18 protein-coding genes are annotated in these 24,387 nt (G+C 72.1%); 11 read left to right on the forward strand and 7 right to left on the reverse strand.

The genetic code is table 11. The annotated features are described in order from the left end of the window. Positions 1-338: 338 nt before the first annotated feature. The gene (locus tag ACN261_RS13565) at positions 339-941 is read left to right on the forward strand and encodes an SLATT domain-containing protein (protein WP_425853596.1); all 603 of its coding nucleotides are present in this window, start codon (positions 339-341) and stop codon (positions 939-941) included. Positions 942-1,055: 114 nt separating this feature from the next. After that, a complete protein-coding gene (locus ACN261_RS13570; RefSeq protein ID WP_425850341.1) occupies positions 1,056-2,654 on the forward strand; it encodes a reverse transcriptase domain-containing protein in 1,599 nt (532 codons plus the stop codon). Between the two features lie 258 nt (positions 2,655-2,912). On the opposite strand, the gene ACN261_RS13575 is transcribed toward ACN261_RS13570, so the two are convergent. From ACN261_RS13575 to ACN261_RS13585, 3 genes are all read right to left on the reverse strand, one after another. Beyond that, on the reverse strand, positions 2,913-3,215 hold the full coding sequence (locus tag ACN261_RS13575) for a hypothetical protein (RefSeq protein WP_425850344.1): 303 nt from the start codon (positions 3,213-3,215) through the stop codon (positions 2,913-2,915). A gap of 306 nt (positions 3,216-3,521) precedes the next feature. Continuing rightward, positions 3,522-4,181: a peptide-methionine (S)-S-oxide reductase MsrA gene (gene msrA / locus ACN261_RS13580; protein ID WP_425850347.1), complete on the reverse strand. Its 660-nt coding sequence runs from the start codon at positions 4,179-4,181 to the stop codon at positions 3,522-3,524. Positions 4,182-4,290: 109 nt separating this feature from the next. Continuing rightward, on the reverse strand, positions 4,291-4,704 hold the full coding sequence (locus ACN261_RS13585) for an HIT family protein (protein WP_425850349.1): 414 nt from the start codon (positions 4,702-4,704) through the stop codon (positions 4,291-4,293). A 112-nt stretch (positions 4,705-4,816) separates the two neighbouring features. On the opposite strand from ACN261_RS13585, the gene ACN261_RS13590 reads away from it, so the two are divergent. From ACN261_RS13590 to ilvA, 3 genes are read left to right on the forward strand one after another with little or no spacing between them, the layout of a single operon-like run. Further along, complete coding sequence (locus ACN261_RS13590) at positions 4,817-5,956, forward strand: cystathionine gamma-synthase (RefSeq protein ID WP_425850350.1); 1,140 nt, start codon at positions 4,817-4,819, stop codon at positions 5,954-5,956. Positions 5,957-5,973: 17 nt separating this feature from the next. Next, positions 5,974-7,410, forward strand: coding sequence for an amidase (locus ACN261_RS13595; RefSeq protein ID WP_204928280.1), 1,437 nt, complete (start codon positions 5,974-5,976; stop codon positions 7,408-7,410). Beyond that, positions 7,407-8,627 carry a threonine ammonia-lyase gene (ilvA, locus tag ACN261_RS13600; RefSeq protein WP_421485608.1) on the forward strand — a complete coding sequence of 407 codons (1,221 nt, stop codon included), beginning with the start codon at positions 7,407-7,409 and terminating at the stop codon, positions 8,625-8,627. The genes ACN261_RS13595 and ilvA overlap by 4 nt, the downstream gene beginning before the upstream one ends. A gap of 62 nt (positions 8,628-8,689) precedes the next feature. Here the strand turns inward: ilvA and greA are convergent, their stop codons facing one another. Continuing rightward, entirely contained in the window at positions 8,690-9,190 is a 501-nt protein-coding gene (greA, locus tag ACN261_RS13605; RefSeq protein WP_204928278.1) for a transcription elongation factor GreA, read from the reverse strand. A gap of 143 nt (positions 9,191-9,333) precedes the next feature. Beyond that, positions 9,334-9,768 (reverse strand): DUF4307 domain-containing protein, encoded by a 435-nt coding sequence (locus ACN261_RS13610; protein WP_421485609.1) that lies wholly within the window; start codon positions 9,766-9,768, stop codon positions 9,334-9,336. 179 nt (positions 9,769-9,947) lie between these two features. Here ACN261_RS13610 and mca point away from each other — a divergent pair, with 179 nt between their 5' ends. The 3 genes from mca to ACN261_RS13625 all read left to right on the forward strand — a co-directional run bounded on the left by mca (position 9,948) and on the right by ACN261_RS13625 (position 13,872). After that, positions 9,948-10,829 (forward strand): mycothiol conjugate amidase Mca, encoded by an 882-nt coding sequence (mca, locus tag ACN261_RS13615; RefSeq protein ID WP_421485611.1) that lies wholly within the window; start codon positions 9,948-9,950, stop codon positions 10,827-10,829. A 50-nt stretch (positions 10,830-10,879) separates the two neighbouring features. After that, on the forward strand, positions 10,880-11,155 hold the full coding sequence (locus ACN261_RS13620; protein WP_204928275.1) for a hypothetical protein: 276 nt from the start codon (positions 10,880-10,882) through the stop codon (positions 11,153-11,155). Positions 11,156-11,397: 242 nt separating this feature from the next. After that, positions 11,398-13,872: a putative bifunctional diguanylate cyclase/phosphodiesterase gene (locus ACN261_RS13625; RefSeq protein ID WP_421487004.1), complete on the forward strand. Its 2,475-nt coding sequence runs from the start codon at positions 11,398-11,400 to the stop codon at positions 13,870-13,872. A gap of 168 nt (positions 13,873-14,040) precedes the next feature. Here the strand turns inward: ACN261_RS13625 and ACN261_RS13630 are convergent, their stop codons facing one another. After that, positions 14,041-15,075 (reverse strand): phosphatidylinositol-specific phospholipase C domain-containing protein, encoded by a 1,035-nt coding sequence (locus ACN261_RS13630; protein WP_421485613.1) that lies wholly within the window; start codon positions 15,073-15,075, stop codon positions 14,041-14,043. A 135-nt stretch (positions 15,076-15,210) separates the two neighbouring features. Here ACN261_RS13630 and ACN261_RS13635 point away from each other — a divergent pair, with 135 nt between their 5' ends. The 3 genes from ACN261_RS13635 to purE all read left to right on the forward strand — a co-directional run bounded on the left by ACN261_RS13635 (position 15,211) and on the right by purE (position 19,152). Beyond that, positions 15,211-17,301: a thioredoxin domain-containing protein gene (locus ACN261_RS13635; RefSeq protein WP_425850354.1), complete on the forward strand. Its 2,091-nt coding sequence runs from the start codon at positions 15,211-15,213 to the stop codon at positions 17,299-17,301. 202 nt (positions 17,302-17,503) lie between these two features. Next, positions 17,504-18,664: a 5-(carboxyamino)imidazole ribonucleotide synthase gene (locus tag ACN261_RS13640; RefSeq protein ID WP_425850356.1), complete on the forward strand. Its 1,161-nt coding sequence runs from the start codon at positions 17,504-17,506 to the stop codon at positions 18,662-18,664. Continuing rightward, a complete protein-coding gene (purE, locus tag ACN261_RS13645) occupies positions 18,661-19,152 on the forward strand; it encodes a 5-(carboxyamino)imidazole ribonucleotide mutase (protein WP_204956508.1) in 492 nt (163 codons plus the stop codon). The genes ACN261_RS13640 and purE overlap by 4 nt, the downstream gene beginning before the upstream one ends. Before the next feature lie 284 nt (positions 19,153-19,436). Here purE and ACN261_RS13650 read toward each other — a convergent pair whose 3' ends face one another. Next, the gene (locus ACN261_RS13650; protein WP_425850359.1) at positions 19,437-24,338 is read right to left on the reverse strand and encodes an SCO7613 C-terminal domain-containing membrane protein; all 4,902 of its coding nucleotides are present in this window, start codon (positions 24,336-24,338) and stop codon (positions 19,437-19,439) included. Between the last annotated feature and the right edge of the window lie 49 nt (positions 24,339-24,387).

The raw sequence follows: 24,387 nt of genomic DNA on the forward strand, positions 1-24,387 counted from the left end.
CCCGACGGCCGGTCGGTGTCCGGGTCGGTCAGCCGGCGGTACGGGCCACGCCGACCGGGCAGCTCAGCCCGTTCGGAACGAGGCTGGAGACAGGTGACCCTTCAGTTCGGCGCACCAGCCTCGCCCACTGTCTACCTGCGATGGCTCTCCTGCGTGGCTCCTTGTCTACCGGCTCCACCGTTAGGCCAGCGCGGGCAGTCGGCGCTTCGACGCAGGCTGAGGGTAAGGCCGGCCAGTGCTCAAGCGCTTCGCGTACAATGACAGCGCGATTGGCTAGGTTCTATGATTCGGGCGTGTGCCGTGCTGATCTAGTGATAGTCGATTCCTCTGGGGAGGATATGAGTAATGCTGGCAACTGGGATCAACGTCTGGCTCAGTTGGAGGACCGAGCCTACAGGACATACAAAGCTCGACTTGAGGCGTGTAAACGCCTTGAGTCGAGATCGCGAGCGATAAATGGCCTTGTCGTGGCGCTATCGCTTTCAAGTCTTATCGCAGCTAGCGGCATGATTGCGGATAGAGACATTTACGGGCCCCATGGTGATGTCCTTTGGCTATTCATCGCAATTTTGACTTTCGCTGGTTCGCTTATGTCATCATCTATGGGCTATGCCGCTAGAAGTCGTAATATGTTCCAGAACTATCGTAAGATTCAACGCCTATCCGTCCGGGTGGAAAGCGCTAAAGGTGACCCTGCTCAGTTCACGAAGGACGCCTTCGAGAAGCTGAGTTCTGAGTACGACGATTTGCTCGATGAGAGTGAGAATCACACCACCGCTGACTTTTTGCGCGCTCGATCGCAATTTGCGACAGCGCCTAAACCGAAGTGGTCTGAGCGCTTGCATGTTCTTGCATCTGGCACTCTAACTTGGATACCTTGGCTCGCAGTTCTCGCCCCCGTGGTACTTGTGGTGCCGGCCATCAGAACTTTTTGGCCGTAAACCTGTACAACCCCTGGATCTTACGGCTCTGCTCCGCTAAAATACTCTCCATCGCTCAAGAGAGCGTAGGCTTTGACCCGGAGCTGGACGGCGCAACCGTCCTTTTGATCATTGGTGAACGCCACCAGTGATCTGCATGCGAATGCAACTCTTTCAGGGTTCGACCAGCCGCACAGGACCCGCCTTGGGCGGGTCCTGTTGTTTAAGGGGGTAACCGTGGAAGATTTCGCCACCACTATGACTCGTATAGCTCAGGCACGTATTCGTCGCTTCGAGCGTGCCGCAAAGCGGCACTACGATGAGATGGAGCGCGAAGCTCGCCGAGCGAACTCGGGCATTTCGAGAACGTCATACTCTAAACCTAAATCGTGGTCGTTCAGGAAAGACTTTAATCCTTTTATCGTGAGAGCCCGCGCAGACGTTTATGCTCATGGGATCGGGCAATCTTTAAAGAACAAGACGTATTCGGTGGGTGCCCCCTACGTTTTTAACGTCGAGAAACCGCAAGGCGGTTCGAGAACGATTACGTCATTTGGTATACCTGACGAAGCTCTTTCGAGGCGCATCTACAGGTCGCTGATGGGTAAGAATTTGGGCGCATTGAGTGGTAGGTCCTACGCCTATAGAGCGGACATCAATGTTTTTGATGCTATTGCATATATTTCAAGTGAGTGGCGGGATCATCCCCGCCTGTTTGTGGCGGAATATGACTTACAAGACTATTTTGGGTCGGTAGACCATCGATACCTATTCCGGCAGATGGAGATGCTGAATCTGCGTATGACCCCGCGTGAGCGGCTAGTAATGGAGGCGTTTCTGGGGGTGCCTAACACTGGTCGCTCAAGTGGTTTCCCGCAAGGGACCTCTATTAGCCTATTTTTGTCAGGAATTGCGCTGTCGCCGCTAGATCGCGCTCTTGAGCGACTTAACGTGGGATTTGCAAGGTTTTCTGACGACATCTTGCTCTGGGGTGCTGACTACGCGGCAGTTAGAGCAGGGGTGGACATGCTCTTCGAGTGGTCAAATGAATCTAAAGTTGGCATCAGTAAGTCGAAGAGTCGAGGGCTGCAAATTCTATCTCCAGCAGGTGTAATCGGCGGGTCGGAAATTCGAGATGTGGACTCAGTCGAGTTCTTGAGTCATAAGATATCACTGCGAAGTGTAGGGCTCGCAAGGCGGCCAGAGCGCGACATTCGGCAACGAATTTCGAGGCTCATCTATGCAAATCTTCTAAGGCAGCCGCTCGCTAAGACGCAGAATTTGGCACGACTGGCTAACGGAGTGGACCGCGACTATCTGACACTGCTTTCACAGTTGCGGCGTCTTTTGTATGGTGGCCTGAGTGAACATCAGGTTCTCAGGTTCTCCCGTTCAGGTTATGTGCCGCTTACCCATTTGACGGGATTCGTTGCTCGTCATCCGGTCGTAACTGAGGAGGGCAACTGGCGCGATTTTGATAGATGGCTTCGGCGGCAAATTTGGTTAGCATTGAGGCGTCGAGCCCGTCTTCTCCGGAAGACTGGCTTCGCGGGATCATGTATCCCTTGGGGCGTTCCTGTTCATATGCTTAGTAGTCAATCTTATCGCTCCAAGCGCACATCTTTTCTTTTGAACATGAAGGTTCCAAGCGCTACGCGGATGGCGTGCGTGGTTCGTAAAGCGACCGAATTGCATGGAACGCGGGTCACTGAACGGCCGCGTGGAATTTATTAGTAGCACCGAGTCTATATAGCCGCATATTCGCGTCAGGTGTCCAGCCTAACAGGGGCCAGTTGGCAGAGTGCGGCTGACGAAGTGGGTGTATGTCTGCGGCTCATCGGGCATGTATTTCCTGTGGGACCAGGTTGCGGTAATCGTTCGGGCTCTTCGATCCTGGGACGGGCGTATTGCTCGCTAGCTCACTCGGTGAACTTCGGGTCCGCATAGCCCATCTGGCGCATCCTCGCGGTAGTGAATACGACCACGAAATCGTCACCGGGAATTAGCACCTTCCGGACTCGGGAACTGCGGCACGCCGGCCCTGAACCATACCGGACCGCCGCCGCAGTCTAGTCGTAGTGCCGCAGGGACATCGACGTCATCGCGTGAGCCGATGGCCTGACCGTCCGGCCGCATGCTTGGCCTGATCGTGAGCCGCTCCCACGAAAACCGAGCATTGCGCACCGGCTGCCCCAGCATCGTCGTCCAGCGCGGATCGGCATTCGGCCCGAACAGCGACTTACTGCCCCATGCGGCGTCGAAGTGCTCTTGGAGGCGATGGCCGTCACCGGTCATGCGTCGGTGGTCAACTGCACAACCATCACGGCATTGTGCCAGTCACCAAAGTCCCACTCGAAATCCGGCCCCATGCTGCTCAGGTTCCAATATCCGACGGGGGAGCACGCGAGGGGCCAGCAATGAGCCGACCCGACGGTCAGAATCGGCGCGCATCTCGGCGTTTCGGGTGGTCACGGGCCGTAGGATCTCCCGTTGGCACCGAGGCGACAACACCTTTTTGGCAGGCAGCCGGCCGCACGGCGTCGACGATACGAAGGCGCCGGTCGGGAGACCGGCGCCTTGCAATGGGTGGGATGGAAAGGATCAGGCGGTCTTGGCCACGCCAACTGGACAAGTCATGCCGTTCGGGCCGTGGTTGCAGTAGCCGTTCGGGTTCTTCGTCGGGGCGAGATACTGCTGGTGGTAGTCCTCGGCGAAGAAGTAGTCGCCCAGCGGGGCGATCTCGGTGGTGATCTCACCCTTGCCGGCCCGCGCCACGATCGGCGCGAACGCGTCCCGGGACGCCTGCGCGGTGGCCAGCTGCTCGTCGCTGGTGGTGTAGATCGTCGAGCGGTACTGGCTGCCGACGTCGTTGCCCTGGCGCATGCCCTGGGTCGGGTCGTGGTTCTCCCAGAACACCTTGAGCAGGTCCTCGTAGCTGATCACGGCGGGGTCGTAGACCACCTGGACCACCTCGGCGTGCCCGGTCATCCCCGAACACACCTCCTCGTACGTCGGGTTGGCGGTGTAGCCGCCCGCGTAACCGGCCGAGGTGGTCAGCACCCCCGGCAGGGTCCAGAACAGCCGCTCGGCACCCCAGAAGCACCCCATGCCGAACACGGCGACCCGGGCGTCCTGCGGGAACGGGCCCTTCAGCGACGACGCCAGCACCTCGTGCCGGTCCCCGATCGGCATCGCGATCGGGCGGCCGGGCAGGGCCTGGTCGGGGCTGATCATCTCGGCCTTCATGCGGCGAAGGAACACGGTGGAACTCCTCTCGTACCTCTCCCCGCATGCAACACCGGCGGGCCCGCCTTCCTTACCCGCTGCGCTGCGCGTCTCGCCCGCCCGGCCCGGCGAATGTCGGCGGGGCTCAGCGCAGGGCGGCGGCGACCCGCCCGGCGTAGGAGTCGGCCTCGGCGTCGTCGGCGTAGCGGGTGCGCGGCCAGAAGAAACCGCGCAGGCCGTCGCCCTTGGTCCTCGGCACCACGTGGGTGTGCAGGTGCGGCACCGACTGGGACACCCGGTTGTTCATCGCCACGAACGTGCCGCCGGCCCCCAGACCGGATTCCACGGCCGCCGCCAGGCGTTGCACCAGGCCGAAGTAGCCGGGCAGGTCGGCCGCCGGCAGGTCGGTCAGGGTGACCAGGTGGGCGCGGGGCACCACCAGGACGTGCCCCTTGAACACGGGCCGGGTGTCCAGGAACGCCACCCCGTCCGGCTCGTCGGCCACCCGGAACGCCGGCACCTCCCCGGCCACGATCTGACAGAACACACACCCGCTCACCCGCGCAGCCTAAAGCCCCACGCGCCCACCCACCACGCGTCGGGGCGCAGGCGCGGGTGAGCCGGGACGGGTTCCGGCCGACCGGTGGGGGCGGCGGACTAACGTCTGCGGGATGAGTCACGGCTTCGAGACGCTCGCCATCCACGCCGGCCAGGACCCGGAGGCCCGCACCGGCGCGGTGATCCCCCCGATCTACCAGACCAGCACGTACGCCCAGGACGCCGTCGGCGCGCCCCGGCAGGGCTACGAGTACAGCCGCTCCGGCAACCCCACCCGCGACGCCCTCCAGGAGTGCCTGGCCGCGCTGGAGGGGGGCCGGGTCGGGCTCGCCTTCGCCAGCGGCCTGGCCGCCGAGGACACCCTGCTGCGGACGGTCTGCTCGCCCGGCGACCACGTGGTGATCCCCGACGACGCGTACGGCGGCACGTACCGGCTGTTCGCCCGGGTCGCCGAGCGGTGGGGGCTGACGTACACCCCGGCGAAGGTCTCCGACGTCGACGCGGTCCGGGCCGCGATCCGCCCCGAGACGAAGATCGTCTGGGTGGAGACGCCGACGAACCCGCTGCTCGGCATCGCCGACATCGCCACCCTGGCCGGGATCGCGCACGAGGCCGGGGCGCTGCTGGCGGTCGACAACACGTTCGCCTCGCCGTACCTGCAGCAGCCGCTCGCGCACGGCGCGGACGTGGTGGTGCACTCCACCACCAAGTACGTCGGCGGGCACTCCGACGTGGTCGGTGGCGCGTTGATCGTCGCCGATCCGACCCTCGGCGACGAGTTGCGCTACCACCAGAACGCGATGGGCGCGATCAACGGCCCGTTCGACGCCTGGCTCACCCTGCGCGGCATCAAGACCCTCGGGGTACGGATGGACCGGCACTGCGACAACGCCGAACGGATCGCCGCCTTCCTCGACGGGCACACCAAGGTCGCCCAGGTCATCTACCCGGGCCTGCCGGCGCACCCCGGGCACGAGGTGGCCGCCAAGCAGATGCGCCGGTTCGGCGGGATGATCTCCTTCCGGGCCGCCGGGGGCGAGGAACACGCCGTGCAGGTCTGCAACCGGGCCCGGCTGTTCGTCCTCGCCGAGTCGCTCGGCGGGGTGGAGTCGCTGATCGAGCACCCGGGCCGGATGACACACGCAAGTGCTGCCGGCTCGCCGCTTGAAGTTCCCGGCGATCTCGTGCGACTGTCTGTCGGCATCGAGACGGTCGACGACCTGCTCGCCGATCTGGAGCAGGCGCTGGGCTGACCGCGGGCTGGGAAGAGGTGGCCGTGCAGGACATCATGCCGACCTGGGTGGGGGCGACCGCCAAGCAGATCGCCCGGGGGGTACGCCGGGGCGACGTCTCCGCCACCCAGGTCGTCGCCGACCACCTGGACCACGTCGGCCGGGTCGACGGCGCACTGTCCGCGTTCCGGGTGGTCCGGGGCGGTGAGGCGATCACCGAGGCGGAGAAGGTCGACGAGCAGGAGGAGTTGGCCAACCTCCCGCTCGCCGGGGTGCCGGTGGCGGTCAAGGAGAACACCCCGGTCGCCGGCCTGCCCACCTGGAACGGGTCGGTCGCCGCGCGTACCGCGGTGGCGGAGGCCGACCACGAGGTGGTGCGCCGGCTGCGTGGCGCGGGCGCGGTGATCCTCGGGGTGACCCGGATGCCGGAGCTGGGACTCTGGGCGATCACCGACGACGCGACCGCCGTCACCCGTAACCCGTGGGACCTGCGGTACACCCCCGGGGGGTCCTCCGGCGGGGCCGCCGCGGCGGTCGCGGCCGGGCTGGTGCCGATCGCGCACGGCAACGACGGGCTCGGCTCGATCCGCATCCCGGCTGCCTGCTGCGGCCTGGTCGGGCTCAAGCCCGGCCGGGGCGTGGTCCCGTGCCAGCTCGGCGCGGAGGACTGGTTCGGGCTGACCGAGCACGGCATGCTCACCACCACCGTCGCCGACGCCGCCGTCGGTTTCCAGGTGCTCGCCGGGCGTCGCCCCGACAAACTCGTCCCGCCGCCCCGGCTGCGGGTCGGCGTGTCGCTGCGCTCCCCGGTGCGCGGCGTCGCGCCGGACGCCCCCAACCGGGACGCGGTGGCCGCCGCCGGCCGGCTGCTCGCCGCCGCCGGCCACGACACCGTGCCCGCCGACCCGGTCTACCCGACCGCGCTCGGCCTGCAGGGCATCGCCACCTGGCTCGCCGCCGCCGCGTCCGACGTCCGGGCCGCCGGCATCGACCGGCGTGGCCTGCAACGACGCAGCCGCCGGCACGTCGCGCTGGGGGAGTGGGCGCAGCGCCGGGGGTACGTGCGGGAGGCCGACCGGGCCGCCTGGCGGGACCGCTCCGTCGGCTTCTTCACCGACCACGGGATCGACCTGCTGCTCACCCCGGCGCTGGCCGGGCCGCCGCCGGAGGCCACCTCCTGGTCCGGCCGTTCCTGGCTGGCGAACATGCGGACCAACATCCGGTACGCCCCGTTCGCCGCCCCGTGGAACGTCGCCGGCCTGCCGTCGATCGTGGTGCCGGTGGGCCGCCGCCCGGACGGCCTGCCGGTCGCCGCGCAACTGGTCGGCCCGCCCGGCTCGGAGCTGCTGCTGCTCGGGGTGGCCGGGCAGTTCGAGATGCAGGCCCCGTGGGCCCGGCACGCCCCCGGCTATCCCCGGGTCGACACGCCCTCCCCGGCCGTCGGGCCGAGGGCTGGTGGCACGATCGGGGCATGACGGAACTGGTCGACCTCGCCGACGTACGGGCCGCCCGGGAGCTGCTCGCCGGGGTCACCCGGACCACCCCGCTGGAGCCGTCCCGGCCGTTGAGCGCGGCACTGTCCGGGCCGGTGTGGCTCAAGTGCGAGAACCTGCAACGCGCCGGCTCGTACAAGGTGCGCGGCGCGTACGTGCGGATCTCCCGGTTGTCGGCGGCCGAGCGGGACCGGGGCGTGGTCGCGGCCAGCGCCGGCAACCACGCCCAGGGGGTGGCGCTCGCCGCCGGCCTGCTCGGCACCCACGCCACCGTGTTCATGCCGGTGAACGCGCCGCTGCCGAAGGTGGCCGCCACCAAGGGGTACGGCGCGCGGATCGAGCTGATCGGCAACACCGTCGACGAGTCGCTGGTGGCCGCGCAGACCTTCGCGGAGCGGACCGGCGCGGTGTTCATCCACCCGTTCGACCATCCGGACGTGATCGCCGGGCAGGGCACCGTCGCGCTGGAGATCCTCGAACAGTGTCCCGAGGTCGAGACGATCATCACGGGGGTCGGCGGTGGCGGCCTGATCTCCGGGATGGCGGTGGCCGCGAAGGCGCTGCGGCCCGACGTGCGGATCATCGGCGTCCAGGCGGAGAGCGCCGCCGCCTTCCCGCCCTCCCTGGCCGCCGGGGAACCCGTCCGGCTACCGGCGTTCGCCACGATCGCGGACGGCATCGCGGTCGGCCGGCCCGGGGAGATCACCTTCAACCATGTCCGCAAGCTCGTCGACGAGATGGTCACCGTCGCCGAGGAGGACATCTCCCGGGCGCTGCTGATGCTGCTGGAACGGGGCAAGCAGGTGGTCGAGCCGGCCGGGGCGGTCGGGGTGGCCGCGCTGCTCGCCGGGGCGGTGCAGGTACGGACCCCGACGGTGGCGGTGCTCTCCGGCGGCAACATCGACCCGCTGCTGATGATGCGGGTGATCGAGCACGGTCTCGCCGCCGCCGGCCGCTACCTGCGGGTCACCGTCCGCTGCTCGGACCGGCCCGGTCAGCTCGCCTCGCTGCTCACCGAGATCGCCGAGCACCGGGCGAACGTGGTCGACGTGGAGCACCAGCGGGCCAACCCGCACCTGCGGCTCGGCGAGGTGGAGGTGGCCCTGTCGGTGGAGACCCGGGGCGTCGAGCACTCCGACACGCTGATCAGCGCCCTACGGGCGAGCGGCTACCAGGTGGTCCTCACGGCCGAGGCGTGAGGCGGAGGCGGCGTACCGGGGGACGACGCCGCCGGGTCCGGTGGACCCGGCGGCGGTGCGGCTCAGCCGGAGAACGGCTCGAAGCTGACGATGGTCACCTTGATGTCCGCCCCGCTGGGCGCGGTGTAGGTGCACGCCTGACCGGGGCGACCGCCCAGGATGGCCTTGCCGAGCGCCGACTCGGGGCTGTAGACCGTCAGCTCGGTGGTGGCGGCGATCTCCCGCGACCCGAGCAGGAACGTCTCGGTGTCGCCCTCGTCGTCGTCGAAGTAGATCGTCACGACCATGCCGGGCGACACCACGTCGGCCGTCGGCGCCTCGCCGACCTGGGCGGTGCGCAGCAGCTCCTTGAGGTAGAGGATGCGGCCCTCGGCCTTGCCCTGCTCCTCGCGGGCGGCGTGGTAGCCGCCGTTCTCCCGCAGGTCGCCCTCTTCCCGCCGGGCGTTGATCTCGGCGGCGATGACCGGCCGGTTGGCGATCAGCTCGTCGAGCTCGGCCTGGAGGCGGTCGTGCGCGTCCTGGGACAGCCAGGTGGCGGGCGCCTTGTGGTCATTGGTGGACACAGGCGTACTCCTCGGATGTGCGTGCTGGCTGACAGGTGACTTACCAACCTACCAGTGGCCCGCACTCCCGGGCGTCGTCGATCACCCGGTCGGGCGACGCCGACGGCGGCCCGCCGCGACGCGGGACCCGGTCCCGTCGCCGCTCAGCCGGCCGGACGGCAGCGGACGACCTCGCCGATGAACGGGCGTTCGGTGGTGGTGACCCGGTGCCGGGTGGTGACGTGCCGCTGGCCGGGGGCCGCGGTCACGGTGACCTCCTCGTGGCCCACCTCGGCCCCGGCGTGCGAGCGGGCCCGGACCAGGCACACCGCCGCGCCACCCGCGGGCACCGTCACCCGGAAGTCGACCCGGACGCCGGTGTCGTCGACGTCGGCGTAGGTGATCACCTCGGGCTTGTACTCCGGGTCGCCGTAGCGCTGGTAGAGCTGCGTCGAGGCCAGCACCAACCCGGCGATCAGGACCGCCGCCAGCACCCAGCGCAGCAGGGGACGACGGCGCTCGGGCTCCCGTCGGCGTCCGTACCGGCCGGGCGGGAACACCGGCGCGGCCGAGGGAACTGTGGCGTGCGTCTCGGTCACCGGCGGGTATCTCCTGGCGTTGTTGTCGGCGGCATCGGCAAGAATGACAGGGTCCATCTTCCCAGCCCGGGGCCGAGCACGGCCCGGCAGGTCGGCAACCGCGCCGGCAGGTCACCACGGCAGGTCGGGCGAGCGACCCGGAGCGGGCCGCCGACGGGCACAGACGAGGAGCGCCCACGTTGGCAGAGAAGCTGCGTCTCATGGCCGTGCACGCACACCCGGACGACGAGTCCAGCAAGGGCGCCGCCACCATGGCGAAGTACGTCGCCGAGGGGGTGGACGTGCTGGTCGTGACCTGCACCGGCGGTGAGCGGGGCAGTGTGCTCAACCCCAAGCTGGACCGCCCCGAGGTGTGGGCCGACATCGGCGAGATCCGGCGGGCCGAGATGGACGCCGCGCGGGCCATCCTCGGCGTCGAGCAGGCCTGGCTGGGCTTCGTCGACTCGGGCCTGCCCGAGGGCGACCCGTTGCCGCCGCTGCCCGAGGGGTGCTTCGCCCTCCAGGACGTCGAGGTGGCGGCCGGGCCGCTGGTGAAGCTGATGCGGGAGTTCCGTCCGCACGTCGTCACCACCTACGACGAGGACGGCGGCTACCCGCACCCCGACCACATCATGTGCCACAAGGTCAGCGTGGCGGCGTTCGACGCGGCCGGCGACCCCGACCGCTACCCCGAGCTGGGCACGCCCTGGCAGCCGTTGAAGCTCTACTACGACATCGGCTTCTCCAAGGGCAAGATCACCGCCCTGCACGAGGGCATGCTGGCCGCCGGCCTCACCTCGCCGTACGACGAGTGGCTCAAGCGGTGGGACGAGCGGCCGGACAAGGGCACCCGGATCACCACCCGGGTCGAGTGCGCCGAGTACTTCCCGGTCCGTGACGACGCCCTGCGCGCCCACGCCACCCAGGTCGACCCGGACGGCTTCTGGTTCCACGTGCCGATGGAGCTGCAGCAGCGCGCCTGGCCGACCGAGGATTTCCAGCTCGTCCGCTCGACGGTCGACTCCCCGCTGCCGGAATCCGACCTGTTCGCCGGGGTACGCGAAGCCGTCCATGCCGGCTGACCGGGGTGCGGGGCTACGCTGACACTCCACCGCACATCGGAGAAGACACCATGCTGAACGCTGTCCAGGTGCTCGCGGAGAACAACTTCGGGGACACCCGCACGGGCGGCCTGGCCGGGCCGATGGGCCTCTTCCTCATCGTGCTCCTCGGCACCGCCACCGTCCTGCTCATCCGCAACATGAACGCCCGGCTGCGCCGGCTGCCCGAACGGTTCCCCCACCAGGGTGGTCCGGTCGGGACCGATTCGTCGGCCACCGGCCCGTCGGACGGGACGACGGGGCAGGAATCACGTACGAACCCGTCCAGCGGCCACCAGCAGCCCTGAGTGGGGTGACCGAAGCGTGAATCACGCCGATCCGGGTCGTCGCCCCCTGTTGCGGCCACCCGGATTGGCTTAGCCTTCCGCCGGGGGACGTAAGTCCCTGAGCCGTGCGCGGGAGGGGGTGCCATGACCGTCGTAGCCGCGTTCGTCCGTCGCGCCGTCGACGGCCCCGCGGACGGAGCCGGGCGGTGACCTCCGGCAGGGCCGGCGCGTCCGACGACGGGTCGACGCCGCCGGAGACTCCGCTGCGGGTGCGCGTCCTCACCCTCGCCGTGGCGGTGACCGCCCTGGTGGCGGTGCTGGTCGGCCTGCGCCTGCCCACCGCCCTGCCGGCCGACGACCCGCTCCCGGCCGTCGCCCGGTTCGGCATCGTCGTCGCCGTGTTCGCCCTGGCCCAGCTCGCCCGGCTACGGTTCCGCACCGCCACCGGCATGGTGAGCATCACCTGGGGCGAGGCCGCCCTGATCGTCTGCCTCTACCTGGCGCCGGCCGGCTGGCTGCCGGCCGCCGCGCTGCTCGGCACCGGCGCGGCCTGGACGGCGATGTCGCTGGCCGCCGACCGTCGCCCCCCGGTGGAGCTGGTCCGGATCGCCGCCGCGCTGACCGCGGCCACCGCGCTCGCCGTGGTCGTCGCCACCGCGCTGGGTGAGCCGTTCCTGGCCGGTCCCACCCCGACGCTCGTACCCGCCCTCGTCGCCGGTGCGGTCACCTACCTGCTCACCACCGCCGGGCTGGGCGGGGCCACCCTGGCCCTGCGGCACGGGGTGGCGGTCGGCCCGGCACTGCTCGTCGCGCTGCGCGGCAAGGTGCTGATGTTCGTCGGCAACGTGCTGGTCGGGCTGGTCGTGGTCGCGTTGCTGGAGATCGACCCGCGCTGGCTGCTGCTGCTCCCGCCGCTGCTCTGGCTGCTCCAGCAGACCTACCGGCACCGGCTGCGCGCCGACCAGGAGCAGCGCACCTGGCGTGCGTTCGCGGAGGCCACCGCCGCCCTCAACCAGCTCGACGAGCGGGGGGTGGCCACCGCCGCGGTGACCGGGGCGCTGGCCCTGTTCGGCGCGGACCTGGTCGACGTCGACGTGGTCCGGGGGGACGGCCGGTGGCGGCGCTACCGGGGTGACTCGTCGGGCCGCGTCCGCGACCGGCAGGCCGGGCCACCCACGGGGGCGGCCCCGGACGCCCACGAACTCGTCAGGCCGCTGGCCGTCGGGGACGTCCAGGTCGGGCAGATCCGGGTCCGGTTCCCCGTCTCCGGGCCGCCCGACGACCGGGAACGGGACGCGCTGGCGGCGTACTCCGACGCCCTGGCCGCCGCCCTGCACGACGCGGCCACCCACCGGGAGCTGCGGCTGGTCAGCGCCCGCTCGTCGTACGACGCGGTGCACGACGCGTTGACCGGGCTGGCCAACCGCACGGCCATGCTGAGCAAGGGTGACCAGGCGTTGCGGCAGCTCGCCCACGACCACCCGGTGGCCCTGCTGCTGCTCGACATCGACCAGTTCAAAGAGGTCAACGACACCCTCGGGCACGCCGCCGGTGACCAGTTGCTGCGGCTCACCGGCAACCGGCTGGGCACCCTGGCCCGTCCCGGTGACCTGCTCGCCCGCCTCGGTGGCGACGAGTTCGCGCTGCTGCTGACGTCGGTGCCGGTGATCGGCGACCGGGCCGCCCCGATGGCGTACGCGCTGCGGCAGGCCCGGGAGATCGCCGAGCGGCTGGCCGCGCCGACCGAGGTGGCCGGGGTGCGGATGTCGGTGGAGGTCTCGGTGGGGGTGGTGGTGGCCGGGGCGGGCACCGCCGACCTGACCGAGCTGCTGCGCCGGGCCGACATCGCCATGTACCAGGCGAAGGAGGGCGGCGGCAGCGTCGCCGCGTACGACAGCACCCGGGACGCCGCCAGCACCGACCAGTTGGCCCTGCTGGCCGAGCTGCGGGAGGCGTTGCAGGCCGACGACCAGCTGGTGCTGGCCCTGCAACCGGCGGTCGACCTGGCCACCGGCGCACCGACCGGGGTGGAGGCGCTGATCCGCTGGCAGCATCCCCGGCGGGGCTGGCTCGGCCCGGCCGACTTCATCCGCCCGGTGGAGAACAGCGAACAGCTCGGCACCTTCACCCGGTACGTGCTGGACAAGGCGCTGTCGGTGGCCGCCGGGTGGGCCCGGGACGGGTTGGACGTGCCGATCTCGGTGAACCTCTCGGCGCGCAGTCTGCTCGACCCCCGGCTGCCGGCGGAGATCGCCGACGCGCTGCGCCGGCACCAGGTGCCGCCGCACAAGCTGGTTCTGGAGATCACCGAGACGGTGGTGATGAGCGAGCTGGAGGTGATCGACGAGGTGCTGGCGAACCTGCGCAGGATGGGCGTCCAGTTGGCCGTCGACGACTTCGGCACCGGCTTCTCGTCGCTGTCGTTCGTGACCCGGATCGCCGTGGACGAGCTGAAGGTGGACCGCTCCTTCGTGATCCGGATGGCCGACTCGCCGGAGGCGGCGGCGATCGTCCGGGCCACCGTCGGGCTCGCCCACGAGCTGGGGTTGCGGGTGGTCGCCGAGGGGGTGGAGACGGCCGAGCAGCGGGCCGCGCTGGTCGCGTTGGGCTGCACCGCCGCCCAGGGTTACCACTTCTTCAAGCCGATGCCCGCCGACAAGATCGGCGCGGTGCTCGGCTCGCTGCGCGACTCCGCCGAGTCGAACGTCTTCCCGCTGCGCGCCGACGGCGTCTCCTGACCGCGCCGCACCCCGCAGGCCGGCGCGGCCCCGCCCGCCGGCACGGTCGGTCGGTCGGTCGTGATCGACTCAAGGGCGCCGATGTAGCGGTATCCCGGCACCGGGATACCGCTACATCGGCGACATGGTGAGCAACGCCGGCCGATCCGGGGCGGGCGTGGCGGTCGGTCAGCCCCGGGAGACCACCTCGCCGACGACGGTGGGCATCGCCGCCCAGTCGGCCGACGCGACGCTGGCGTGGGCGGCGGCGAGCTGGGCGAGACGGGCGCGGGCGGCCGTGACGTCGGTGTTGCCGACCGCCGGGGGGACGTTCTGCGCGTCGGTCATCACCAGCAGGTAGTGGTTGGTGTCGTACCAGGAGGTGTCGATGCCCCCGGTGACGTACGCGCTGGCGTCACCGTCGAACAGGACGAACCACGGGCGCAGGCTGGTGTCGGCGTACCTGGTGCGCGGGTCGCCGGACTGGGCCCGGTGCACCGCCGGGAACGCCTGCGCCTGACCGAGGGTGCCGGCCGCCGACAGGCCGGCCAGGTGCTGGGCGTACTCGATGTCGGTCCAGAGGGTGTCGGTCGGGTTGCCCTCCTCGACGGTGCCGGGGATCAGCTCCACGATCACCTTCCCGGCGAGCTGCCCCCGGGTCGGCCAGGCGTTCGCGCGGGCGGCGGCGTCCAGGGTGGCGTACCCGCCGCGCAGGTCGGCGGGGCGGAACACCCGGCTGCCCAGCCGGGCGGCGAGCACCGCGTCGAGCTGCACCGGCCCCTGCCCGGTACGGCTGCTGAAGCCGGTCTTCAGCTCCAGTTTGAGCTGGAGCGGCCCGGCGTCGGGGTGGGCGTCGAACCAGAGCCGGATGTCGTCCAGGCAGTTTTCCAGATTCTTGTTGCGGGTGCCGGTGTAGAGCTGCGCGGGGGTGGTGGCGGCGACGCAGTTGTTGTCGTTGCCCAGCGGGTTGGAGTGGCTGACCCGCCACTGCTTGGTGATGATGTCCGGCCAGACGTCCAGCTCGATCATTCCGGGGCGGGCGTCGAGCGCCTGCGCCAGATAGGTGTACGTCCCGCGTTCGTACGCGTTGTGCGTGCCGACCACGGTGGTCGCCGAGACCCGGGTGCCGGGGTCCACGGCGGCCGAGGCGGGAGCGGCGGTGCTGAACACCGCCGCGACCACCGCGACCGACGTGAGTGCCGACAGGAGACGGGAACCGCGCATGGGTACCTCCTCGCAGGGCGGTGCCGATCACCGCACCCGCACAGATCAAAGACGATGAATGTGAACGAGGGAAGGCCCGGTTCCGGCGGGACGGTTGCCCCGGCGGGTGCGCCCGGCGGTGGATAGGGTCGTCGGGTGAACCGACTCGCCCAGGCCACCTCGCCGTATCTGCTCCAGCACGCCGACAACCCGGTCGACTGGTGGCCGTGGTGCGACGAGGCGTTCGCCGAGGCGAAACGACGCGACGTCCCGGTGCTCATCTCGGTCGGCTACGCCGCCTGCCACTGGTGCCACGTGATGGCCCACGAGTCGTTCGAGGACGAGACGGTCGGCGCGCTGGTCAACGCCGGCTTCGTGGCGGTCAAGGTGGACCGGGAGGAACGGCCCGACGTCGACGCCGTCTACATGACCGCCACCCAGGCGATGACCGGCCAGGGCGGGTGGCCGATGACGGTCTTCGCCACCCCCGACGGCACGCCGTTCTTCTGCGGCACCTACTTCCCGAAGCCCAACTTCGTCAGGCTGCTGGAGTCGGTCGGCACCGCGTGGCGGGAGCAGCGGGAGGCCGTACTGCGGCAGGGGGCCGCGGTGGTCGAGGCGATCGGCGGGGCCCAGGCCGTCGGCGGTCCCACCGCCCCGCTCACCGCCGGACTCCTCGACGCCGCCGCCGACCAGCTCGCCGCCGAGTACGACGAGACCAACGCCGGCTTCGGGGGCGCACCGAAGTTCCCGCCGCACATGAACCTGCTGTTCCTGCTCCGGCACCACCGACGGACCGGCTCGGCGCGCAGCCTGGAGATCGTCAGGCACACCGCCGAGGCGATGGCCCGGGGCGGCCTGCACGACCAGCTCGCCGGTGGGTTCGCCCGCTACTCGGTGGACGCCCACTGGACGGTGCCGCACTTCGAGAAGATGCTCTACGACAACGCCCTGCTGCTGCGGGTCTACACCCAGCTGTGGCGGCTCACCGGCGACCCGCTGGCCCGCCGGGTGGCCCGGGACACCGCCCGCTTCCTCGCCGACGAACTGCACCGCCCCGGCGGGGGTTTCGCCTCCGCGCTCGACGCCGACACCGACGGGGTGGAGGGCCTCACCTACGTCTGGACCCCGGCGCAGCTCGTCGCGGTGCTCGGCGAGGACGACGGCCGCTTCGCCGCCGACCTGTTCGACGTCACCGAGGTCGGCACCTTCGAACCCCGCCCGGCCGCCGGGTCGGACGGTGGCGCGGACGCGACCGGGCACGGCACCGCCGGCACCAGCGTGCTGCGGCTGGCCCGGGACGTCGACGACGCCGACCCGGAGATCAGGGACCGCTGGCGCAGCGTGGTGGGCCGGCTGCTGGCCGCCCGGGACACCCGCCCCCAACCGGCCCGCGACGACAAGGTGGTGGCCGCCTGGAACGGCCTGGCGATCACCGCGCTCGTCGAGTTCCTCCAGGTCGTCGCGGTCCGGGTGACCTCCGACGACGAGGACGCCAACCTGATGGACGGGATCGCCATCGTCGCCGACGGGGCGCTGCGCGACGCCGCCACCCACCTGGCCGACGTGCACCTGGTCGACGGTCGGCTGCGGCGGGCCTCCCGCGACGGCGTCGTCGGCGAACCGGCCGGCGTGCTGGAGGACTACGGCTGCGTCGCCGAGGCGTTCTGCGCGCTGCACCAGCTCACCGGCGAGGGACGCTGGCTGGAACTGGCCGGTGGCCTGCTCGACGTCGCGCTGGCCCGGTTCGCGGCCGGAGACGGCGGGTTCTACGACACCGCCGACGACGCCGAACGGCTGGTCGCCCGGCCGGCCGACCCGACCGACAACGCCACCCCGTCGGGCCGGTCGGCGATCGCGGCGGCGCTGACCGCGTACGCGGCGTTGAGCGGGGAGACCCGCTACCGGGAGGCGGCCGAGGTGGCCCTGTCGACGGTCGCGCCGATCGTCGGCCGGCACGCCCGGTTCACCGGGTACGCGGCCACCACCGGGGAGGCGCTGCTGTCCGGGCCGTACGAGATCGCGGTGGTCACCGACGACCCGGCCGGGGACCCGCTGGTCGCCGCCGCGCACCGGCACGCCCCACCCGGCGCGGTGGTGGTCGCCGGCCGGCCCGACCAGCCAGGCGTGCCGCTGCTCGCCGACCGGCCGCTGCTCGACGGGCGGCCCACCGCGTACGTCTGCCGGGGGTTCGTCTGCCAGCGGCCGGTGACCTCGGTCGACGACCTGGTCGCCCAGCTCACCTGACTGGTCGGCCCTACTCCGGCGGGCCGCCGGCCGCCGGAGTGGCCTGCGTCGTCCGGCGGCCGTTCCCCGCTGAGGATCCACCTGACCCCGGTCCCTCCGGCGGTCCGCCCGGGCTCCGGGCCGTCGGGTGCACGGCCGCCCGGCCAGGGACGGGTGGCCCTCGGGTCGGCCGGCGGGCCGGCCCGGTTAGGCTGGCGGCGCTATGGACTCCCGTACCGGTCTGCCCGTCGTCGGCATGGTGGGTGGCGGCCAACTGGCCCGGATGACCCACCAGGCCGCCATCGCCCTCGGCCAGTCACTGCGTGTGCTGGCGCTCGCCCCCGACGACGGTGCCGCGCTCGTCGCCGCCGACGTGCAGTACGGCGACCACACCGACGTCGCCGCGCTGCGCACCTTCGCCAAGGGCTGCGACGTGGTCACCTTCGACCACGAGCACGTCCCGACCGAGCACATCCGCACCCTCGCCGCCGAGGGGGTGAAGCTGTTCCCGCCCGCCGACGCGTTGCTGCACGCCCAGGACAAGCGGGTGATGCGGGAACGGCTCGGCGCGCTCGGTGCCCCCAACCCGGCGTGGCGGCCGGTGGACGACCCGGCGGACCTGCTCGCCTTCGGCGCGGAGCACGGCTGGCCGGTGGTGCTCAAGGCGGCCCGGGGCGGCTACGACGGGCGCGGCGTGTGGCTGGTCGACGACGCCGGGCAGGCCGCCGAACTGGCCGCGACCCTGCTCGCCGGGGGCACCTCGCTGCTCGTCGAGGAGCGGGTGCCGCTGCGCCGGGAGCTGGCGGTGCAGGTGGCCCGCTCGCCGTTCGGGCAGGTCGCCGTCTATCCGGTGGTGGAGACCGTGCAGCGGGACGGGATCTGCGTCGAGGTGCTCGCCCCCGCGCCCGACCTGGCGGAGGAGTCCGCCGTCGCCGCCCAGCAGCTCGCCATCGACCTGGCCACCGCGCTCGGCGTGGTCGGCCTGCTGGCGGTGGAGCTGTTCCAGACCGACACCGGGCTGGTCGTCAACGAGCTGGCGATGCGCCCGCACAACTCCGGGCACTGGACCATCGAGGGGGCCCGGACCTCCCAGTTCGAGCAGCACCTGCGGGCGGTGCTCGACTACCCGATGGGGGACACCTCGCTCGCCGCCCCGGTGGTGGTGATGGCGAACGTGCTCGGCGGTGAGCCGGGCGGGATCTCCCTCGACGAGCGGCTGCACCACCTCTTCGCCGCCGAGCCGGGCGCCCGGGTCCACCTGTACGGCAAGCAGGTCCGGCCCGGCCGCAAGATCGGGCACGTCACGGTGCTCGGCGACGACCTGGACGACGTACGGGCGCGGGCGGCGCGGGCCGCCCGCTGGCTGCGGGAGGGGCGCGGGTGAGCACCGTCGGGCTGATCATGGGCAGCGACTCGGACTGGCCGGTGATGAAGGCTGCCGCCGCCACCCTGGACGAGTTCGACGTCCCGTACGAGGTGGCGGTGATCTCCGCGCACCGCACCCCGGTCAAGATGATCGAGTACGGCCGCGACGCCGCCGACCGGGGACTCAAGGTGATCATCGCCGGGGCGGGCGGGGCCGCCGCGCTGCCCGGCATGGTCGCCTCGGTGACCCCACTGCCGGTGATCGGGGTGCCGGTGCCGCTCAAGCACCTGGACGGGATGGACTCGCTGCTGTCCATCGTGCAGATGCCGGCGGGGATCCCGGTGGCCACCGTGTCGATCGGCAACGCCCGTAACGCCGGCCTGCTCGCGGTCCGTATCCTGGCCGCGACCGACCCGGCCCTGCGCGCCCGGATGACCGCCTTCCAGGCCGACCTGGAGGACCTGGTCGCCGAGAAGGACGCCGCCCTCCGCGCCTCCCTGACCTGACCCTGAGGCGGGACCGCCCGCGAGGCGGGGCCGCCCCCGCGCGGGGCCGCCCCCGGGCGGGCCGCCCTTCGGGCCAGGCAGCCCGCGCAATGGGGCCGATGTTGCGGTATTCGGCCCCGTCGATACCGCAACGTCGTCCCAAGCGAGTCGATCACCATGCTCGGCCCCGGGCTGTTCCGGCCGGGGCGTGATCGCCCGGTCCACCCCTGGCCGCGATGCGCCCGCCCACGACCGCCCGGCCCACCGAGCCCGACCACGTCCGACCCCGCCGTGACCCTCCGATCTCACCGCATGGAACGCAGGGCGGTCTGGAGCCGGTCCTGGGCGCGGCGGCGGCGTTCGTTGCTCGCCCCGAGCACCAGCAGGACCAGGCCGACCGGAATGAGCACCAGCCACGGGCCGAGGCTGAACAGGGCGTGCACCGCCGCGATCGCGGTCACCGCCGCGCCGACGATGACCGGGGCCTGCTGCCGGCTGGTCGAGCCGTACACCAGCACCGCGACCGCGCCGAGCAGCAGCAGCACCTGACGCAGCATGCTGGAGTCGGTGGCCAGCACGATCGCCAGCGTCGGCACGAACGCCGCGACCAGCGCCGGGCCGTACGCCACCCAGCTCGACAGGTCGGGGCGGTCGCGCAGTTCGAGGATGCCGACCAGCAGGGCGAGCGCCGCGAACGGCAACGTGTACGCCTCGGGCAGCGCCACGTCGGCGACCCGCATCATGATCCACCAGGCGATGATCTCGCAGGCGACCACCGCCCAGAACAGGATGCGGCGTTCCACCGGTCGCCGCCCCGGCCGGACGGCGGCCACCCCCAGCACGGCACCCCAGGCGGCGAGCAGAGCGGCGATGTGCCGGGGCGAGTCGAACGCCAGCGCCAGGGCGATGAGCGCTGCGGCGTACCCGCTCCACTCGACGGTGGCGGCCTCCCGGTGCGCCTCGGGCCGCCGCAGCCGGGGCAGCGTCGCGGCGAACACCTGCAACGCCGCGCCCACCGCGAGCACCCCGAACGCCGACCAGACGGCGGGGAAGCCGGCCACCAGACCGGCGGTGAGCACGAAGAGCTGCGCCATCAGTGAGGCGAACAGCCAGCCGAGGATGCGGGCCCGCCCGGTGGTGCCGAAGAGCGCGGCGACCACCCCGACGCCGACCGCGCCACCGAGAGTGAACAGGGTCAGCCCCTCGCTGGCGAGACTGCCGGCCAGCCCCGCGCCGCCGCCGGCCAACCCGATGACGAAGACCAGCACCCGGGCCAGCCGCAGCGACCGGGCCCGCTCGGCAAGCGGGGGCGGCGGGGTCAACGCGAGCCCCAGCATCGAGATGGTGAAGACGGCGAGGGCGGCCAGGGCGTTCTGCGGCCAGGCCATCCCCAACGCGATCGGGGTGATCAGCAGCGTCACCGCGAGACCGGGCAGCACCACCGGCACCGCCCGGGACCGGCGGCCACCGGCCAGCCCGGTGGCGGCCAGCGCGGCGGTGCCGGTGAGCAGCAGCGCGGTCAGCACGTGCGTCGGGTCCACCAGTTCCGGTGGCGGGGTCCGCAACTGCGGCGGTGGCCCCTGCCAGACGTGGGCGAGCATCCGGTGCGGCTCCACCAGCGCCACGAACAGCAGCGGCGCGAGGGAGATCAGGGCCAGCACGGTGGGCACGGCCGCCGCCGCCAGCGCCCCGGCGGCCGGGTCGATCCGCCAGCGTCGTTGCGTGCCGTCGTCGGGCAGCCGGCGCAGCGCGCCGTCCAGCAGGACCGCCCAGCGGCGTACCGGCCGGGCGGACCCGACCGGTGGCACGGTCGCCGCCCGGACCAGTTCGGCGAGGACCCCGAGCAGCGCCGCCGCGGCGGCGAACACCCCGGACGGGAGGTCGACGAAGATGGCGGCCACGGCGCTGACGGTCGCCCCGCCGGCGACCGCCGCGCTCGCGTACGGCAGATACTGCGGGACCTGCCGGCGGACGGCGGCCACCGCGGCGAGCCCGAAGCTGGACGCGGCCAGCGCGGCGGTCAGCACCACCTGCGCGCCGTGGCCGAACTCGGCGGCGAGCGCGGCGACCGCGCCGGGGAGCGCGAGCAGTGCGGCGGCGGTCGCCAGGCCACCGATCTGCACCAGGTGCGGCGGCATCCCCTCGGTCTCGACGTCCTCGACCAGGGAGGGGGCCAGGGACCGGGCCATCGCCGCCACGGTCAGGCCGATCAGTGCGATGCCGCCCAGGGCGAGCGCCGTCGTCCACGGGCGCACCAGCCCGGCCCCGGCGGCGTGCAGCGCGACCACCCCGGCCACGGTGGCCCGGGACAGCCCGGCGCGCGGGTCGGCGGAGGCCACCGCGGCGGTGCCGAAGACGGTGGCGACGGTCAGCCCCACCAGGACTGGCGACCACCACGGCAGGTCGAAGGCGGCCGGGACGCCGACGGTGGCCAGCACCACGCCGACCCCGGCCACGTCGTACTTCCAGGGGGTGGGGAGCAGGATCGCGGCGGCCAGCGCGAGCAGCGCCAGCGCGACGGGGGCCTGCCAGGTCGAGCCGCCGGTCGGCGCGGCCGGCCAACCGGTGAGGTCACCGGCCCAGATCGGACCCGGGGTGGCCAGCACACCCACCCCGCCGCGCAGCGCCGACCAGCCGGCCAGAACCCCGATCAGGGCGGCGCCGACGGCGATGCCGAGCACCGGCCCGCGCCGCCACTCCTCGGGCATCGCCCGCGCGGCGACGGCGACCACCAGCACCAGTACGGCGGCGACCGCGAGTTGCCCGCCGGGTGAGATGACCGCCGTGATCCGGGCGAGGGTGGCGATCAGCGCCGTGGTGACGGCGGCGGCGGCCAGGTCGGCGCCGTCCAGCGCCAGATCCGAGCGGCGACGTGCGTCGATCCGGCCGGCGAAGAGCAGCAGTACGGTGGCGATCAGCACCAGCCCGCCGAGCCAGGCGTCGGCGGCCGTGCGGCCCGGGGCGAAGAAGGCGGCCCCGATCACCGCCAGCGCGCCCAGCCCGGTGCCGACGGCGTGCGGCAGGCTCAGGTGCCGCTGCGACACCTGCATCATCGCCGCATAGCCGAGGGTGACGCAGACGGCGAGGAACCCCGCCGCGAGGATCGGCACCGTCAGCTCCCGCAGCACCGCGGGGGTGAGCACCGGCCCGGACGGCTCGGTGGCCGCGACGAACGCGGTGACCGCGCCGGGCAGCGCGAGCGCCGCGCCGCCGGCGGCCCAGCCGGAGAGGACGTCGGCGGCGGCCGGGGCGATCCGGACCCGGGGCGCGAGCGCCACCAGCACGCCGGCCAGCATCAGCACGGCCAGGGCGGCGGCGGTCAGCGCCGGTCGGCTCAGCGCGGCACCGGCCCCGAGGAACCCGACCACGGTGGCGGACCCCGCGTGCACCACCGCCGCCCGGGTGGTGCCGGCCCAGAGCCCGGCCACGCCGATCGCGACCGCCGCCAGCACCATCGGCCAGGGTGCCGTCGCCCAGCCCAGACCCAGCGAGGCGGGCACCGCCAGCGCGGTCAGCCCCGCGCCGACCACCGCGAACTCGCGGCGGATCTCCGGCGGCAGGGCGAGCACCGCCGCGATGGTGAGCAGCAGGGCGCTGGCGGCGAGCTGCCCGGCGGACGGACCGGCCGCCGCCACCACCTCGCCGGGGAACGCGGTCAGGTCGGCCCGCCAGGCGGGCAGCGCCGCCTGGACCGGCGCCAGCCCGGCCCGCAGCGCACCGCCGGCCACCACCAGGCCGCTGACGGTCAGCGCCGCCGCGGAGGCGAGCTGCGGCCCCCGCCGGGCGGCTTCCGGTACGGCCCGCACGGCCAGCCCGGTCACCGTGATGACCGCGGCGATCAGCAGCAGCGCCCGCCCCGGGAAGGCCACCGAGGCGACCCGTCCCAGCGCGCCGATCACGGCCAGGGTGAGGATGCCGGCGCCCACGTCGGGCAACGGTGGGCGGCGCAGCAGCAGGGTGCCGGCCAGGCCCACCGCCGCAGCCAGCAGCAGCGCCGCGCCGGCGGCGGTGGCCGCCGGTACGGTCTGCGCCCGCAGCAGCGCGGTGACCGCGTACGCCAGGGCGAGGGCCACCGCCACCCCGTGCAGCAGCCAGGTCGTCTGGGCCAGCCACGGCACCGGCCGGGGGGCGCCGCCCGGGGTGGCTGCCGTGCCGTCGAGCACCTCGCCCGACTCCTCGGGTGCCCCCTCCGGCCGGCCGTCCGGGGCGACCCGCTGCCGGGGCGGCCCGGCCGGCCGGTCGGGGGTGGATTCCGGCGCGGCCGGCCGTTCCCGCATGATGCCGGAGCGGACCAGCGCGAGGTCGAGCACGGCCACCACGGTGAGCACCACCGCCCAGCCGGTCGGGCCGCTGATCCATTCGTAGACGAGCAGCGGCACCACGGGTTGGGCGGCCAGCACCGCCGCGAACCGGGGTGCCCGCAGGCCGGTGCCCAGCGCGTAGGCGAGGGCGACGCCGGTGGTCAGCGCGAAGATCACCCCGGAGAAGACCGCCCCGGACGCCCCGATCCGGTCGACCGCCCACAGCGCGTACCCGGCCAGCGGCACCAGCAGCAGGCCGACCGTGGAGATCGTCTCGGCGGTGGAGGTCAGCCCCCGGCGGGCCAGCACCGGCGGGGCGAGCAGCAGCAGGACGGTGGCGACCAGCAGGATGCCGAGCCGGGCGAGGGCGTCCATCGAGCTGGTCGCGACGGCGGCGAAGACCACCGCGGCCACGGCCAGCACCAGCGCGCCCAGCCCGAGCGGGATGTTCTGCACCTCCCGGGAGGAGGCCTCGGCCGGGTGTTCCGGGTTGTCCACGCCCAGCCAGGTCGCGGTCCGGTACGGCGGTGGGAGCGGCGGTTCGTCGGGGCCGGCCGGCCCGGTGGGGGCACCCTGCCGGGGCACCCGGGGCGGTGCCCCGGTGGTGGCGGTGGGCGGTCGCCGGTCCGCCTTGCGGCGTAACACCCGGCGCGGCCGGGTGGCCTGCTTGATGCGTTCCTCACCGGCGTGGGCGAGGATGTCCCGCTGGAAGAGGGCGGCCTGCATCTTGGCGGCGATCTGCCGCTGCTCCCGGGCGATCTCGGCGTCGCGGGCCTTCATCTCGGCGATGGAGCGTTCGATCTCGGCCAGGTGTTCGCGCCACTGCGGTTGCTCGGCCCCGCAGTTGGGGCAGCGGGCCGCCGGCTTGATCTGCCGCCCGCACGAGGAGCACTGGAAGCTCTCCACGACATCCCTCCACCCGGCCGGACGCACTGTGGACGCCGCCCCCACGCAG

Origin of the sequence: Micromonospora sp. WMMD723 (assembly GCF_049863385.1) — a bacterium.
Taxonomy (GTDB): domain Bacteria; phylum Actinomycetota; class Actinomycetes; order Mycobacteriales; family Micromonosporaceae; genus Micromonospora; species Micromonospora wenchangensis.